This window comes from Candidatus Margulisiibacteriota bacterium, assembly GCA_028715625.1.
Classification (GTDB): Bacteria; Margulisbacteria; Riflemargulisbacteria; order GWF2-35-9; family GWF2-35-9; genus JAQURL01.
This window is the reverse complement of sequence record JAQURL010000060.1, coordinates 1-15921: the sequence shown is the minus strand read 5'-3', so window position 1 is coordinate 15921 and position 15921 is coordinate 1. Positions and strand designations below refer to the sequence as shown.

Below are 15921 nucleotides of genomic sequence, written 5' to 3'. Positions count from 1 at the left end.
GGTCATCTTTCCAGAAGGCATAGTATAAAGCGGATTTTTTGTCTTTATTGAGCGCGTTTACATCAATCTCTTCTTTTTGAAGCAGTTTATGTATCACGTCTTTATGTTGGTAATAACAGGCCCAGATCAGAGCGGTGTAGTCATCCTCATTTTTTGCGTTTATATCGATTCCTTCAAGATCAAGCATAGTCTGAATTACTTTGAATTCGCTATGTTCTTTTAAATTGCATATGGCCTGGATTAAAGCAGTATCACCCCGATTATTTTTTAGATTGATCTCCAAATTGTTTTTATATTTGAGTAGTTCATTCATAGTTAAAGGAAGCCCTTTTTTTGCTGTATACATGAAAGCCGTCATTTTATCCTTATTTTGATAGTTAATCTTGATCCCTTTTACTTGTAAAAGCATTTTTACAATACCCGCCAAACCTCTTGCCGCTGCATTGATAAGCGGGGTGTCGCCGTCATTGTCCGGTTCATTAATCCTGAAATTTGTTAATTCCAGAATTCTTTTTACAAGATCATAGCGTCCATATATACAGGCCAGATTTAAAATGTTATGTCCTTCCCCGTTTTTAATGGTCAGATCAATATCATTGCGATTTATTAAAATCTCAAGTATTCCGGGATGTCCCAGAATTATAGCTTTATGCAGTGCTGTGTCCTTTACTTTATCTCTTTCTCCGTAATTATTTTGCAGGTTTACCTTAATGTCTTTATGACTCAATAACTCTTTGACGATTTTTAAAAAGCCGGCTTTGGCTGCATAAATCAGCGCGGTATTTTTTTTGGCATCCTGGGCGTTTACTTCGATTTTTTCTTTTAATTTTAGTAATTCGCAAACAACATCCGAATAGCCATTGCGGCACGCTTTCATCAGGGCTGTTTCACCGTGGCGGTCCCTGGCGTTTATATCCAGACCGGGAACAGCCAGTAGTTCTAGCACAGCTTCTGTAAAACCTTTCTCCGCCGCGCACATCAAAGGAGTAATGCCGTTATTATTAATGGAGTTAATGTCCGCGCCCTGTGCGATATAATGTTGCAGTTTATAAATTTGATTGCCGGCAGCGGCTTCGATGATTTCCTTGCCGAGATAGCCTGATTTTTGCGGATGTTTGAACCCGAGTCGCGAAAAATCCCTGGAGAGGTTGGTTACCGCTGCTTTTTTATTGTCTTCTTTAAGATTGGCCAGACAGGAGTAAATAGATATCAAACTTGTAGCCTTAATGTCTCCGAGACGAGTCAATGTCTGTATGTCAGGTTTGGTGTCACTTACCAGAACAGCTAAATCAACACCTTGTACATTAGTCTCAATATTTCCGAAAAGTTTCATAAGGTTGATGCCGGACTTGATTTTTACCAGTTCGGAAATCACCGTAAGCGCGTCCTTCCCGGCGAAAATATTTATACCCTGCTCAAAAAGTTTGAGTTTCCCGCGTAAATAGTCGGAAATTGTCGGATTTGCACAGTCCGCGATTATTTTAGTGTTCAGGCTCATGCTGAATATATATCGAATACAGCTGACAATAGTTTCAGAAAATTTTCATGGAAGAAAATCGATTATTGTACTGAGACTTTTTTGTTTTTTTTCGCATATAAGCAAGCAGTAATTCTTTGATCTCATCATTAATTACGCGCATGATCCAGTGCCGTTTTCCCTGTTTTGTCTTTCATATTCAGCATTTCATCTGCGAAATTATCAACGTCGAAATCAATAAAAGGATTGTTATTATTCCGCAATTAGATCAGTTAATTCTATAAGGAAATTGTCAATTTCAGGAAAATTGTTATCAGCAATGATTTTATTTTTTTGTGCAATATCCCCCAAAAAGTTTATATTAATATATCGAAAAAAACGTAAAAAGTTGCAGATTTGATCAGATTAACCGGATTTTGAAATTTAAATTTTTTGTATACGATAAATTCTCAGAATTTTAATTTCGAGAAAATAATATGAATAAAAAAGTAATTTCTGCTAAAAAATCTTCGCCAATTGTGAAAGAAGCGGCCCTGCTTAACGATATGTATCTTTCTGTATTTCAGGATACGGCAAAACTTTATATTTCGTTCCATAAATTGCAGGATATTAGAAATAAAATCGACACAAGCAGGAGCAAATCCTACAGAGAACAAAAATTATTAATGAAGGCAGCTGTAGTTAATAAGGCTATAAATGAATTATTACTTAAAGCCGGTGCGAATATAAGTCGACTGCGCGAATCAGCCGGATATATCAGTGGAGACAAAAAAGAAATAAACCGCGTTCTGGAAAATCTGAAACAAACATTCCTGATTATTGGCCGGCAGACAAACATCAATTCGCGGATTACAGATAGTATTGATAAACTTTCCGCGGTATTGAACTATATAGTGAAAGAACAAAAAGCAATAATGGAAGATAAAAACGGGAATCAAACACAAATAAGCAGGATCAAAGAACCTGAGCCCGGAGAGAAAACATATTACAGGTTATTTCAGAAATTTTATATTAAAAAAGGAAGCATTTTTTATTTCGGCGAGCGCAGGCACAGCAGTTTCGATCTGTTCCGCAAATTACAGCGATCAACAAACGACGCTATAAAAAGTGAACTTAAGGAAGAACTTTTTAATATGGCTTTTCTCAAGCACAGAATAAAATTTTTGAAGCATCATATTGTGCAAGGTTCTTATAAGAATACAGCTTACGGGAAAACATTAAAAAAAATGCAGGCAATTACTGCCAGGTCACCGTTGACCCTAAAGCAGATTCTTTCGGTAGAATTTTTTATGGTCCATGAACTTCTGAAATTGGGCTTTTCAGATCGTGCCAAAAAGATACTTGTTAATGCTGAGAATTTTATAGATTTGCGGCTTGTTGAGGCTAAACGTATACAAATGACGCTGGATGAAAAACGCGTAAAACAGTTAAATGATATTTCCAAACGCAATGCGAGCCAGATGTCCGACTGGGCCTGGGATATTGTTGAATTTTTTCAGAAATTAAACCGAGCGGGCAGGATAACCGCTTACGAAGAGTTGTTAAAAGACATTATATCTGTTACAGCCAAAATAGGTATGTCTCACTGGGCTAAAGAACCTGAGTACAGGCTTTTTATTTTTTGCGCGGCGCAGATCAATAGTTATTGCAGTGAAATGTTAAAAAAACTGGAAGAGGTTGATGACGGCGCCTTTTATGATTTGCTGGACAAGCTGGAGCAAAAAAATAATGAATATGTTGTATATCTGGTTAATAAAAGTAATGATAATGAAATCCTGGCTGAGTTTGTTGCCAGGCACAATAAACTTGTGCAGGAAAAAATAAAAAGCTGTGTGCCTTTGCAAAGGGCCAGAAAAGCTGCTTTTAAGGAATTATTCACGCAATTTGAAAAGGAGTTTAACTTAAAACGTTTCGAGGGCGATCCTTTATATTTTTTTGCTCTGTTTTTTGCCACGATTTTTATTCCGATAAATAAAAATAAAAAAAGCAGGGAATATCATCCGTTATTTTTGGCGGCTCAGGACCTGATGGAAATTATCAAGGTACAGGAGTTCAATTTTTTATCCAGGAACGTTGTTTTGCAGCCGGAAACAAAGAAGATAATCGCGGATTTTGTCAGTGCCGGTAAAAATAAATTCAACAATCTTTCCAGTGATCAAAAAGCAGAGCTTCTCAACAGTCTTGCTGTTGATTATCCGCTAGCTCTTTTTATCAGACAGTTAAAGCTCATGATCAGACTTGAAAGTTTTGATGCGCGATGATTTGCATTAAAAATTCAGAAAGCATATAATCCGTTTAAATGCTTAAAATGTCTAAAGTTGAAAAACGTCTGAACCATCATATAGGTGAATTGATTATTGAAAAAAACCTGATTAAGGAAGGCGATAAAATAATGGTGGGGTTATCAGGTGGCAAGGACAGCTGGACCCTGGTTTATTTTTTGAAGCTTTTTCAGGAGAAAGCACCGGTAGTTTTTGATCTGGCTGTTGCTACTCTGGATGTTTATTATACTCCCAAACAAAAAGAAATTCTTGTTCAGGGCATGAAAAAGATGGGGATAGATTATTACATTATTGAAAATAATATTGAACAACTGATCCGTTCCAAGTTAACCGTAAATACCAGCAAATGCTCATTTTGCGCCAGACTGCGCCGGGCTTATCTTTATAAAGCCGCTCAGGATATAGGATACAATAAAGTTGCCCTGGGTCATCATCTGGACGATTTTTTGGAAACATTCATGATGAATATTCTCTATCATGGCCGGGTTAAGGGCATGCCTGCCTACATCAAAGCAGGTAATGGAATTAACGAGCTTATCCGTCCTATGCTTTATTGCCGGGAGGAAGACATCTTAAGATTTAGCAGGGAACAGCATTTTCCTATAGTTACCTGCAACTGTCGGGAGAATGTAAAAGGGGAAATGCAAAGAAAAGCTACCAAAAAACTGCTGGCCAAACTGGAAAAACAAAATCCGGGCTTAAAAGCAAGTATACTGACTTCTTCGAAAAATGTTATAAGCAATCATTTGTTTTAAATAATTATCCTGCAGAACGATGTCGTCCCGATCTTAATTCTATTTGTTAGATATATCCAATATTCTTTTCCCACTTGCTGAGGGGGCTGTCCGGTCTCTGTCTCCGATAGCCTCTAAATGAAGCTGCAAGGGCTGGATTAGGCATAAATCCCAATCCATCAATTTTTTTAGGTATATAAAAAGGTTTAAAGCAAGAAATTCAGGGCATAACTAAATACATAAATGTTTGAAAACAGGGAACCAATGGGAAAAAATGGATGTTTAAAATGTGTTTTTCAGGGAATAATAATAATAAGTTCGAAAGGGGGAAGTTTTAATCATGGATGAGAAAGAACTGCGAACTTTGATCGAGAAAGTAAATCAGCTCACACCAGAAGGAGAAGAAAAACTTCAAAAAATCGAATATATGATGGATTTTGGCAGTGTTGCAGTTTTAATCAATGTAAGTTTAAATTAATTGTTTTGTAAAGTAAATGAAACCGAAATCACCTGTTTGTCCGGCAGAGTGTAAAACAAAGTAGAGTTGTTCAGCTTTTCCCGGGAAACAGGTGGAAAAATCAATAATCCCAAATAATTCCCCTGAGCGTAAATGATCTGATCTTTAAAACCGTATTGTTCCAGTTTCGCTTTTATATTTTTTTCTCTCCGGCTTAATTCTTCCTGAAATAACTGGTTTTGTTCCATTGTATAAATTTTGTATTTCAGGTCCGCCAGGTTTGTTTTCAGATACGTGGCGTTATCAGTGGTTACATTCTGATCTGCAAGTCTTTGCACTTCCAGTTCCTGATTGCGCAAGTCTGTGTAGGGCAGGTCTGAATACGGGTTTTTTTTCAGTGAATCTTTAAAATAGATAAACGGGTCTCGAATCATTGAATATTGCAGTTGAGTATTGTCCTGAAAAATGAAAGCATTGGCCAGGGTTGTGGTAACAGGATAATTATTAAGGTTGGTGATATGAATAAGAAAGGTTGTATTGTAATCAAGTTCGGCAAATAACGGGTCCATATTATATTGCTGATGAATCTGCGCGGTATAGGGAATTATCTCATAAATAATTCCTTTGTTTTCTATTTTGGTTGCTCCTGTGGGTTTTAAATAGTAATTCGCGCAGCCTGTCACAACAACAATTAAAGTTAGACAAAGTAAGGCGAAGTATAATTTTTTAAGCATATTTTTTCCTCAAAATACCGAAATTTCCAAGAGAAAAGATAGATGGATAGTTTTCATCATCTTTAATGGTCAGTTCCTTGTCATTAATATTGATCTGAACACCGCCCCAGATTGTTCCGAATATGAGGATTATATTCCTTTTTTCCTTAAGTATACGTTTCAGACTGGTTATGGCGTTTTTCATTTTTTGGATCCTGTCCTGAAGCTGAAATTCCATTTTGGTCATTTTTATATAAATCGGATCAGTTTTAATTTTTGACTTCAAATGAATATTTTGCAGTTCATGTTTTTTCTTGTTATATTTTAAATTTCTCAACTGATTCTCCATTTCACGTAATAACTGAGTTTTTGCCTCATATTCCATTGCATCCTCATCCTGGGTGTATAACCGTAATATTGTTTTCGTGCTCATTTTTTCCCCGCCGGCAGTGTGTACCTTTATACAGGTGGACGATTCGGCCGAGCCGCCGGAGATTTTCCTTTCGATCACTATTGAACCGGTAGCTTTGATGCGGGCATTGAAAGCTTCATAAGGGATGTAAATATTACCTTTGGTAGAGGTAATTGCCCCACTGTGCACATAAGGGCAAAACACATCATAATAGGCGCTGGCCTTGGACTGCTTGCCTGTTATGCCGGATAGAAAATACATGAACCCCAGATTGGAAATATTACTGTCGATTACATCACCGTGAATAATAATATCCTTAGATGCTTTTATGGAACTGTTAGTTACTTTGCTGCGAATAATGATAGTTCCGTTAAATTCTATTTGTTTTCTCAGTACAGGTTTGTTGATTATCAGGGTTGGGGTAACAGAAACCAGCTTGTCATCAAAGATAACCATTCCGTCGATTGAGGAATAAAATTTATTATTCTTTTCATAAACATTTTCCCCCATCATTACATCAGAATCAGAAAGATTTTTGGCCGGGATAATCAATCCGGTAATAGTTAAGCCGTTTATTCCCGGTACTGAGTCGGAAAAACTGACCAGCTCGGTATTTTTGGAAACGATATTTTCCACCGTAAAATCCAGAAAAGATATTTTGTCTTTTTGTTTGACGTTTATAGGTATGGGCCTTTCGGTAAGATAATTGTATTCATAAAGCCTGGGTTTGGGCGTGCAGGAGTTTTGGCCCAAAGCCGCGATAAAAAAATCAGTGCTCTGCCTGTTTATTTGTAATTTGATCAAATCGGTTTGAATACCATAGACAATACCGAGTTCTTTTAAATCCTTCATGATGTCGTCGAAACCGGCTTCCGGGGACAGCGATATTTCCACCTTCATCTCATCTTTATATACCCTGATCAAAGCGTTATTGGATAAATATTCAATGAAGCTGTTGGGAATATGCTCGATTACAAAAATAAAATGCTGTTTGATTTTGCCGGATATTTGCTGGTTCATTGTATAAATGAAGTCCTTAAGGTTGGACGAAAAATTTATGCTGTTATCCAGCAGAAATTCTTCGACCCCGGACGGTTCAAGGGTCTCAGTAGTCAGAAAGCTGATATTTCCTGTTTCCCAGATGTTAATTTCAGTATTTTTATAAGTTAATGATTTTACTTTCTTAGGCATATTAAATTCTTAGTGTCATTTCGAGCCCTAACTAATAATAAGTCTAATCCGCGTTCATCTAAAAGTAAATATAAATAACCCTTGCATTGATGATTGGGCTTATCTATTGTAAAATTTATTTTATAATGATTGAAAGAGTCGCAACGGGTATTGAATGGTTTGATGCCCTTGTCCAGCAAGGTATTCCGAAACATAAAGTAACTTTGATCCTGGGAGAGTCAGGTAGCGGTAAAACTATATTCGGTCTCAATTATATCCGCAAGGGCCTGTTCACAGATGAGCACGTGGCTTACATCACATCCAAAAGTACTCCACAACAAATACTTACAGACACACACTGTCTTGGTTGGGATCTGGATTGGGCCCTGGAACAGAACCGTTTATTTATTGTTGATATCAAGGATTATTTTGCCAATGTGAACGAAGAAGATTTAAAGACAACAATTCTGAACAATTTTTTCCAGGAACTGGAAAAAATAATTATCAACAATGAAATCAGAAGACTGGTTTTTGATCCCGTAATTCCATATGAGCTACTTAATTTTAAAGCTTTTTGCAACAGGTATGTAAGCGAACTAATTAATTTTCTGGAAAATCCGTCCTTACAGGTCACCTCGGTGTTAATTCACACTGAGAACGAGCAACAGAATCATTTATACGACCAGGCCGCCACCAATGTCATCCATATGTTTTCCAGCAAAAAAGAAGATGTTTACAAGCGGACCCTGCTCATAAAAAAAATGCAAAATACTTTTTATATCAATAAAGAATATATATTTGATATAATACCCGATAGAGGTTTGGTGCTCACAGAATAAAAATGGCAGAAAAAATATTAATTGCAGATGATGAACCCAATATATTGATGTTAACCAGTATCATGCTGGAGGACGCAGGCTATGAAACCATAATGGCCAAAAACGGAACGCAGGCCATAGAGAGAGCCCTGAAAGATAAACCCGACCTGATCATAACAGATATCGTAATGCCGGAAAAAGACGGATTTGAAGTATGTAAAACTCTGCGGGCCAATAAAAATTTTACCAATGTACCTATTATTATCCTTTCGGCTATTGGTGATGAATTTAATAAAATAACCGGTTTCGAAGGTGGTGCGGATGACTATATTACCAAACCCTTTAACCTTGAAGAACTGAGAAGCAGAGTGCAAACCCTGCTATTAAGAAGCAAGGGACAAAAGGAAGCCGCGGCCCATTCTGTCGCGGCTGAAAAAAAGAGTGTTGAAGTCCCGGATATGGAACATATCGATACCGGCGTACTGGAACTGAATAATATTTTAAAGGGGGGCTTTCCCAAGGGTTCTAATATATTGCTAATCGGACCCATAGGTTCAGGCAAATCATCTATTGCCCGTAAATTTATTTCCAGAGGGATAATGAACAAGGAACGTAATATTTATATTACTCTGGATGACTCTCCGCAAATGATCAGAAAAAAACTTGATGAAATGGTCAATAAAAAAATTGAAGAGTTTGAAGAGCTTAATTTGTTCAGTATCGTGGATGCATACTCCTGGTCTTCCGGTGCCAGCATGAAAAAAGAAAAATATTCCATTAACGGTATTCTGGACCTTAACCAGTTATCCATGGTAATCGCAGATGCCGGGCAGAACCTGGGACAGTCCATACAAAGCAAACTGGGCGGCAGGCGTGTGATAGATTCTATTTCCTCTCTGCTTATCAATTTTGATCTGTCCATTGTTCAGCGTTTTTTATCACAACTGGCCAGAACATCGCTGGCTTTCGGTATGGTCAACACTCTATTTGTGCTGGAGGAAGGAACGGTTGGCGATCATATTCTTAACAATATCAAATATATTATGGACGGCGTTATAGAAACCAAACAGGTAGACAGAGAATATTATTTGCGTGTAGCTAGCATGAAATGGATCGATTATGATCGTGACTGGATAAAGGTTAAAATCCATGACTGAGCGTACTTCAACAGGGATTAGCGGATTGGATGCTCTTATTGAGGGAGGTCTGCCCAAGGGCCGTAATTATTTTATTTCCGGATCTGCGGGATCCGGAAAAACCATTCTTTCCAGCCAGTTTATTTTTAACGGCGCTTTCAAGTTTTCCGAAAAAGGTTTATATGTTTCATTTGAAGAACCAGTGGAGGATATTCTGGATGACTTGAGTCGTTTTGAATGGAAAAAAGATATTATGTTGCAGGACGGTATTGTGAAATATATGTATCTGCCTATGCTCAAATCAGATTATGAGGAAAATGTATTTAATATGCTGTCCCTTATAGTTAAAGAGATCAAGGAAAACAAATTTACACGTCTGGTGCTGGATTCGCTAACGGCAATAGGCCTGGCCTATAAAGATTACAATCATTTAAGAAAAGATATTTTTTTCATGCTGCATGAGATAAAAAAAATGGGTTGTACTACACTTATTATTACCGAGAAACCATCAGGTGATATTGGTCTTACAAGGTTTGGAGTAGAAGATTTTTTAGGTCATGGGCTGATTATGATGTATATAAGCCACACCTACCGGGGCCTGGAAATACGTAAAATGAGAGGTACAAGTCACAGTACCGATATACACAGAATGAGGATAACGGATAGCGGGATTATTGTTTATCCCGGGGATCATCCGTATTAGGAGTCGCAAATGTCATCCTGAGCCTGACGAAGGATGACCGGTGTTTATTTTCTATTAAGTTTGCCATGCTTCGTCAAGCTCAGCATGACAAAATGTCCGTAATCTTATAAACTTAGTAATATGGCTGTGAGGCAGGGATGAAGTTATATGTTACATGGAATAAATGAAATATTACCGGAGCAACTTTCTGCAAGACGGTCTGTGTTGCAGAAAATTACTGCCAGTTTTGAACAGCACGGATTCGTACGTGTAACCACCCCTACCTTTGAACCCTATAAAGAATTGTCCAGAGGCTGGGGAGGTTATCTGAAAGAAAGTTCCATTCGTTTTTTTAACGAGCAGGGAGTGCTTATGAGCCTGCGTCCGGAAATGACGTCTCCCGTAGCCCGTCTTGTAGGTTCCAGAAAAGATCAGCTGGCCCTGCCATTGAAGCTGTACTACACAGAAAATGTTTTCCGGAAAAATCATATCCTGCGAAAACAGGAATTTTTGCAGATGGGGCTGGAATATCTGGGTAACAGTAGTCTCGAATCTGACGTGGAAATCATCAAGGTCCTTATTGAAACATTGCTTAAAATAAATATCAAAGATTTTGTAATAGATATCGGGCATATAGAAAACACAAAAAATAAAACGGAAAAAGAAATTCAGGCTCTTATAAATGGCGATTACCACAAACTTAAAAAACTGCCTCTGATCGGGGGCGCAGATATATTGGCTAAAAAATCAAAACTTTCCGAGTTTGCAGCCGAATGGGAAAAGACAAACAAAAAATATAATAAATATATTCAGTATAATCTGGGTCTCGTTGAGGAAATGTCTTATTACACAGGTATGATTTTTAATATTCTTATCAAGGATGTGGGTTATATAATCGGTACCGGCGGCCGATATGACAACCTGTTGAAAAAATACGGCTGGGATATTCCGGCTATCGGGTTTGCCATTGAGTTTGAAAAACTTAATCTGGCTTTAAAGGATAAATAATGACCAATAAAAATGTTATCACTATTGGCCTGGCCAAGGGTTATCTTCTGGATGACGGCTTAAAGTTTTTTAAAGATAAAGGCATCAAGGTTAATGCTTATTCAGACAGACAACTGATATTTTTTGATAAAACAGGCAAATATCGTTTTATGATCCTGCGGCCGCTGGATGTGCCCTCATATGTTGAGCACGGTTCTGTAGATATCGGCATAACCGGTCTGGATATTTTAAAGGAAAACAAACCGAAAGTTATCACCCTGAAAGATCTGGATATCGGTCATTGTCGCATGGTTATAGCTACAGACGCGCGCAAGAACTTTGATGAATTTAATCACGGCATAAAGGTAGCTACAAAATTTGTAAATTGTACCAAAGAATATTTTAATGAAATCGGTGTGAAAGCGGATATTATCAAACTTTACGGTTCTGTGGAACTGGCTGCGGTTACCGGCCTTAGCGATGTGATTGTAGACCTTACGGCCAGCGGAAAAACTTTAGTGGAAAATAAACTCAAAGAAGTAAGGACAATTTTTAAATCTACTGCGCATCTTATAGCGAACAATGTGTTTTACAGTCTGAACTATCCGTTTATTAAAAGTCTCATCGAATAATATGCATAGCCTGGAAGTAAAAGGCCAGTCATTACCAATAAACACAACTATTTCTGTGCCGGCAGATAAATCCATTTCACACAGGGCTATTATTTTTTCCGCTTTGGCCCAAGGGACCACGATAATTAATAATTTTTTGACAGCGGAAGACACGCTAAATACTCTGAAAATTTTCAGACAGTTGGGCGTGCCTATAAGTCGAAAAAGTAGTACTGTTATAGTAACTGGTGTCGGACTGTATGGCCTGAAAAAAACTGATGTTGTTCTGAACAGCGGCAATTCCGGCACAGGTATCCGCTTGATACTGGGAGTGCTGGCCGGACAAAATTTTAGCAGCGTTATAACCGGAGATGAGTCAATTCGTACCAGGCCTATGAAAAGGGTTGTGCTTCCTTTAACGCAAATGGGGGCTGTTTTTTATTCGCAGGATAAAAACAAGCAGTGGGTAAGCGCTTTAAATCAGGAAAAGATAACCGCGCCGTTGAAAGTTGTCCCGGGTAAAGGACTTTCAGCTATAAAATATGAAATGCCGGTATCTTCTGCTCAGGTGAAAAGTGCTGTTCTTTTAGCAGGTCTTTACGCTAAAGGTGTAACCGAAGTAATTGATCCGGGTTTTTCCAGGGACCATACCGAAAGAACGCTGGCTCATTTCGGAGTAAACATTGTCAGGGCCGGGAGGTCTGTTTTGCTTCATCCGGCAAGGGTGCTGGTTTCTCCGGGGAGTATACAGGTGCCTGCCGATATTTCTTCAGCGGCGTTCTGGATGGTACTGGGTTTGATCGCCAAAAATGCCAGAATAATTTTACCTAATGTAGGATTAAATCCTACACGAACAGGTATTCTAAGTGTGTTAAAACAAATGGGCGCTGATTTGATTATTTCTAATGAAAGTCAGAAAGAAGGAGAGCCTATAGGTGATATTGAAGTTAAGAGCAGTAAGCTTCAGGCGATAAAAATAGAAGGTGACATTGTCCCCACGCTGATAGATGAAATACCGATCATTGCTGTTGCCGCTGCCTTTGCTCAGGGCAAAACTGTTATCAGGAACGCGGCTGAACTCAGGGTAAAGGAAAGTGACAGAATCAAAACCACTATCGAGTTTTTAAGGAATTTCGGCGTGGAGGTGGAAGAACTTGAAGACGGGTTGATTATTACAGGGCAATGCAAATTAAAGCCCGCTACCTGCGATTCTCATAAAGATCATCGCATAGCCATGAGTTGTGCGATTATGTCTTCTGTTCTCACAGGAACTAGTAGTATAATAGACGTGGATTGTATCAGCACTTCTTATCCGGGTTTTATCGAAAATCTGCGGACAATTAATAGGGAGGCCAGACTTCATTGATTAAAATATTTTTAAGTGATTTTGAAGAAAAAATCAAAGATATCCATAACAAGACATCTTTTTTCAACAGGCCTGAGGAACAAAGAGTCCGCGATATCGTTAAAGATGTTAAAGAAAATGGCAATCGTGCCCTGTTAAAATATATCAAAGAATTTGAATATCCGGCCTCAATTTTTTTGGATCTCGTAGTAACCTCCACTGAATTGGAATTGGCATACAGCCGCATAGATCAGGAAATTCTCGGCATTTTAAAAAGAGCTATAAAAAATATACGCGCGTATCATGAACAGTTTATGGATAAAAGCTGGTCTATAAGTATTTCCAACAATTCCAGTCTGGGTATGAGAGTATCATCATTGGAACGGGTAGGCGTTTATGTTCCCGGAGGCACGGCCAGTTACCCTTCAACTGTGCTGATGAATGTCATTCCTGCTCAGGTAGCGGGAGTTGAACAGATTGTTATGGCTACACCCGCAGGGAAAGACGGCAAAGTAAATGATCTCGTTCTGGCTGCCGCTAAGGAACTGGGCATTACCGAGATTTACAGGATGGGTGGTGCTCAGGCCATTGCCGCGCTTGCATTCGGAACCGAAGACCTTGATCCCGTAGATAAAATTGTCGGCCCGGGGAATATTTTTGTCACTTTGGCCAAAAAAGAAGTATTCGGTGTTACCGGTATCGATAAACTTGCCGGCCCCAGCGATATCTGTATTGTAGGAGACTCATTAAGTAATCCGCGCTATATAGCTGCTGATATGCTGGCCCAGGCCGAGCATGATCCTCTGGCTTCGGCAATTTTCATTACCGATTCCAACGATTTAGCCAATAAAGTTCGTCAGGAAATAGAAAAGCAATGCTATCCCTTATTACGTAAAGACATTATCAATCAATCCATTGCCAATAATTCCGCTATATTTGTGGTCCAGGAAAGAGATTATCAAAAAATAATTGAATTAATTAACCTTATTGCTCCCGAGCATCTGGAGGTTTTTCACGAAGCTTATAAAACAATTGTACAGGGAGTAAAAAACGCCGGCGCGATTTTTGTGGGGGAATATTCTCCGGAAGTGCTGGGCGATTATAACCTTGGGCCCAATCATGTTTTACCCACGGGTGGTACCGCCAGATTTTCTTCAGTTCTCAGCGCCAAGGATTTTTTAAAGGCCTCTTCCCTCATTTTTTTGGACAAAAAAGATTTTCGCGATGTCGGCTATGACGCGTACAAGTTAGCCGAACTTGAGGGCCTCGACGGCCACGCAAACGCTGCCCGGATCAGACTTTAGTTTTTCTGGTCTTAGGTTTTTTCCCGCCATAATTTTTTTCCAGAAAGTAACATAAACGTTCTTTTATATGATTGGCCGTCCAGCCGGAATCTCTTTCGGCTTCATATAAAAGCAGCTCAGCCAGGTCTATGCTGTTGGCCACAAGTCCGTCAAAAAATTCATCATCGTAGGCCACACCGAAATGCTCAATATAATTGGAAAAACCTTCAAAAATATCTTCGTTGTCATAAACAAAGGGATGAATATCGCAAAGTTCGATTATATGTTCATTGCTGTCTCGTTTGCTTCTTACTATAAAATTCCTTAGCTTTATTTCATAGGGAAAATAGTTGGTGCGCTTATGCAGTCTGCCAAGATATTGCCCCAGCTGGAAATGCAGTTTTTTAAGTTTTTCTTCCTTTTGGGGATCATTTTCCAGTAACTGGAACATATCATCAAACTCATAACGGCCGTAAACATAAGCTTTGGCAAAGACACCGTAGTGGCTGCCGTCTTCATCAAAGGTTGTAAAATAAAACCCCTGAGGTAAAGGACTGTCCATATGGATGCCCAGTTTTTTGGGTACCCCGAACCTGAGCATTTGCTCAAATTCTTCATAAGTATTATTGGCTTTGATATTTATGTCTCCATTGGGTTTAAGTTTAAAAGGTCTCCTGTTGATAGCTGTTGTAAATACCTTGGTGTTTTTTCCCAGAGTGCAGGTTACCTTATAGACAACCTTATTGTCTCCTTCTCCCAGAAACTCAATATTAATATCCCGGATATGTTTGGGGTCTACCCCCTCGTTACGCAGGATTTCTCGTAGTTTCGTGTTGTCATTATCGGCAAGGTACTTTAATCTTTTTAAAATTACTGTTTCATAGGTTTTCAATTCAGGTGGCAGGTCCAGGTCTGCTGCATTGCTGTTTCTGATAAGTTCAAGGTTCAGTGCCTGCTCCCAGGAGATAAATTTATTCCTGCGCAGATGTTCGAAAATTTTTATGGCTTTATCCGGATTAATTCCTTTAATATCGGAAAACTCATACAACTGAAAAAATTTGTCAGCTTTTTCAAAAAAAGAAATAACGATCTGTCGGATATTTCTGGTATCGCCGAGTTCATTCAAAATATGTTCGTTACCAACCTCATCCGTATAAATAATTTTACTGAAAAGATCATAGTCCAGGCTTGTAAATTCCTTGGCGTTAGGAAATAGGGACTCGGCGTGTTTTTTAATGATTTTTTCATGGATAACTTTATTTTCATCGTAAAATTTTTCCAAAGCCTTATCAGCTATGGCTATGTTGGTCGTTAACAGATTTATCCTTTTTTTATGAAAATAAAATTTAAAATTTATTTTGTCCCATTTATCAAAGTCATAGGCTACACCGGTAAAGTCATCAATATTGCGGCTTCTGGCAAATTCTTTAAAAAAATCTGTGCTCAAATGATAACGGATTTCACCCAGGGGCCTTTTGCTGCTCAGGTAATTCGTAAATTTTATGCTTTTAACAAACAGCAGTAATTTTTTCCAGATGTCTTCTTCAAAATCATCAAGCGATTCCTGCATAACCTGATTAAGCATTCTTTTGTCGGTATCGGAAGTGAAAATTTTTTTTAATAACGTTTTTTCCTCGTTGGTCATTTTTCCGCTAAAACTTAAAGTGCCGGTGGAAGGTTGGTATATGTATTTTTTTAAATATTTTTTGGGAAGAGTTGTTAATTTTTTATCGGTTGACAGCTGTACGAAAAAATCTTTAGGAATAAAGATTTTTTTCATCTCTTTATTAATCAGGGCCAAAAAATGATCATCG

Annotated in this window: 14 protein-coding genes; 10 read left to right on the top strand and 4 right to left on the bottom strand. The window is 38.4% G+C overall.

The window, feature by feature from the left end; all coding sequences use genetic code 11:
• A partial coding sequence (locus PHV30_09330; GenBank protein MDD5457222.1) for an ankyrin repeat domain-containing protein occupies positions 1-1498 on the bottom strand: 1498 nt, incomplete at its 3' end.
• A gap of 455 nt (positions 1499-1953) precedes the next feature.
• On the opposite strand from PHV30_09330, the gene PHV30_09325 reads away from it, so the two are divergent.
• The 3 genes from PHV30_09325 (at position 1954) to PHV30_09315 (ending at position 4971) form a co-directional block, all read left to right on the top strand.
• On the top strand, positions 1954-3738 hold the full coding sequence (locus PHV30_09325; GenBank protein MDD5457221.1) for a hypothetical protein: 1785 nt from the start codon (positions 1954-1956) through the stop codon (positions 3736-3738).
• Between the two features lie 38 nt (positions 3739-3776).
• The gene (locus PHV30_09320; protein ID MDD5457220.1) at positions 3777-4514 is read left to right on the top strand and encodes an ATP-binding protein; all 738 of its coding nucleotides are present in this window, start codon (positions 3777-3779) and stop codon (positions 4512-4514) included.
• 319 nt (positions 4515-4833) lie between these two features.
• Entirely contained in the window at positions 4834-4971 is a 138-nt protein-coding gene (locus tag PHV30_09315; GenBank protein ID MDD5457219.1) for a hypothetical protein, read from the top strand.
• Here PHV30_09315 and PHV30_09310 read toward each other — a convergent pair.
• Complete coding sequence (locus PHV30_09310) at positions 4968-5684, bottom strand: hypothetical protein (protein ID MDD5457218.1); 717 nt, start codon at positions 5682-5684, stop codon at positions 4968-4970. The two genes, PHV30_09315 and PHV30_09310, sit on opposite strands and share 4 nt — an antisense overlap.
• Positions 5677-7266 (bottom strand): FapA family protein, encoded by a 1590-nt coding sequence (locus PHV30_09305; GenBank protein ID MDD5457217.1) that lies wholly within the window; start codon positions 7264-7266, stop codon positions 5677-5679. Before PHV30_09305 ends, PHV30_09310 begins: the two co-directional genes overlap by 8 nt.
• A gap of 125 nt (positions 7267-7391) precedes the next feature.
• On the opposite strand from PHV30_09305, the gene PHV30_09300 reads away from it, so the two are divergent.
• The 7 genes from PHV30_09300 to hisD all read left to right on the top strand — a co-directional run bounded on the left by PHV30_09300 (position 7392) and on the right by hisD (position 14128).
• The gene (locus PHV30_09300; protein MDD5457216.1) at positions 7392-8084 is read left to right on the top strand and encodes an ATPase domain-containing protein; all 693 of its coding nucleotides are present in this window, start codon (positions 7392-7394) and stop codon (positions 8082-8084) included.
• Positions 8085-8086: 2 nt separating this feature from the next.
• The gene (locus PHV30_09295; protein ID MDD5457215.1) at positions 8087-9220 is read left to right on the top strand and encodes a response regulator; all 1134 of its coding nucleotides are present in this window, start codon (positions 8087-8089) and stop codon (positions 9218-9220) included.
• Positions 9213-9902: an ATPase domain-containing protein gene (locus tag PHV30_09290; GenBank protein ID MDD5457214.1), complete on the top strand. Its 690-nt coding sequence runs from the start codon at positions 9213-9215 to the stop codon at positions 9900-9902. The genes PHV30_09295 and PHV30_09290 overlap by 8 nt, the downstream gene beginning before the upstream one ends.
• Before the next feature lie 147 nt (positions 9903-10049).
• Positions 10050-10889 (top strand): ATP phosphoribosyltransferase regulatory subunit, encoded by an 840-nt coding sequence (locus tag PHV30_09285; protein ID MDD5457213.1) that lies wholly within the window; start codon positions 10050-10052, stop codon positions 10887-10889.
• Positions 10889-11500: an ATP phosphoribosyltransferase gene (hisG, locus tag PHV30_09280; protein ID MDD5457212.1), complete on the top strand. Its 612-nt coding sequence runs from the start codon at positions 10889-10891 to the stop codon at positions 11498-11500. The genes PHV30_09285 and hisG overlap by 1 nt, the downstream gene beginning before the upstream one ends.
• A gap of 1 nt (position 11501) precedes the next feature.
• Positions 11502-12845: a 3-phosphoshikimate 1-carboxyvinyltransferase gene (gene aroA / locus PHV30_09275; protein ID MDD5457211.1), complete on the top strand. Its 1344-nt coding sequence runs from the start codon at positions 11502-11504 to the stop codon at positions 12843-12845.
• On the top strand, positions 12842-14128 hold the full coding sequence (hisD, locus tag PHV30_09270; protein MDD5457210.1) for a histidinol dehydrogenase: 1287 nt from the start codon (positions 12842-12844) through the stop codon (positions 14126-14128). The genes aroA and hisD overlap by 4 nt, the downstream gene beginning before the upstream one ends.
• Here the strand turns inward: hisD and PHV30_09265 are convergent.
• A partial coding sequence (locus tag PHV30_09265) for a hypothetical protein (protein ID MDD5457209.1) occupies positions 14118-15921 on the bottom strand: 1804 nt, incomplete at its 5' end. The two genes, hisD and PHV30_09265, sit on opposite strands and share 11 nt — an antisense overlap.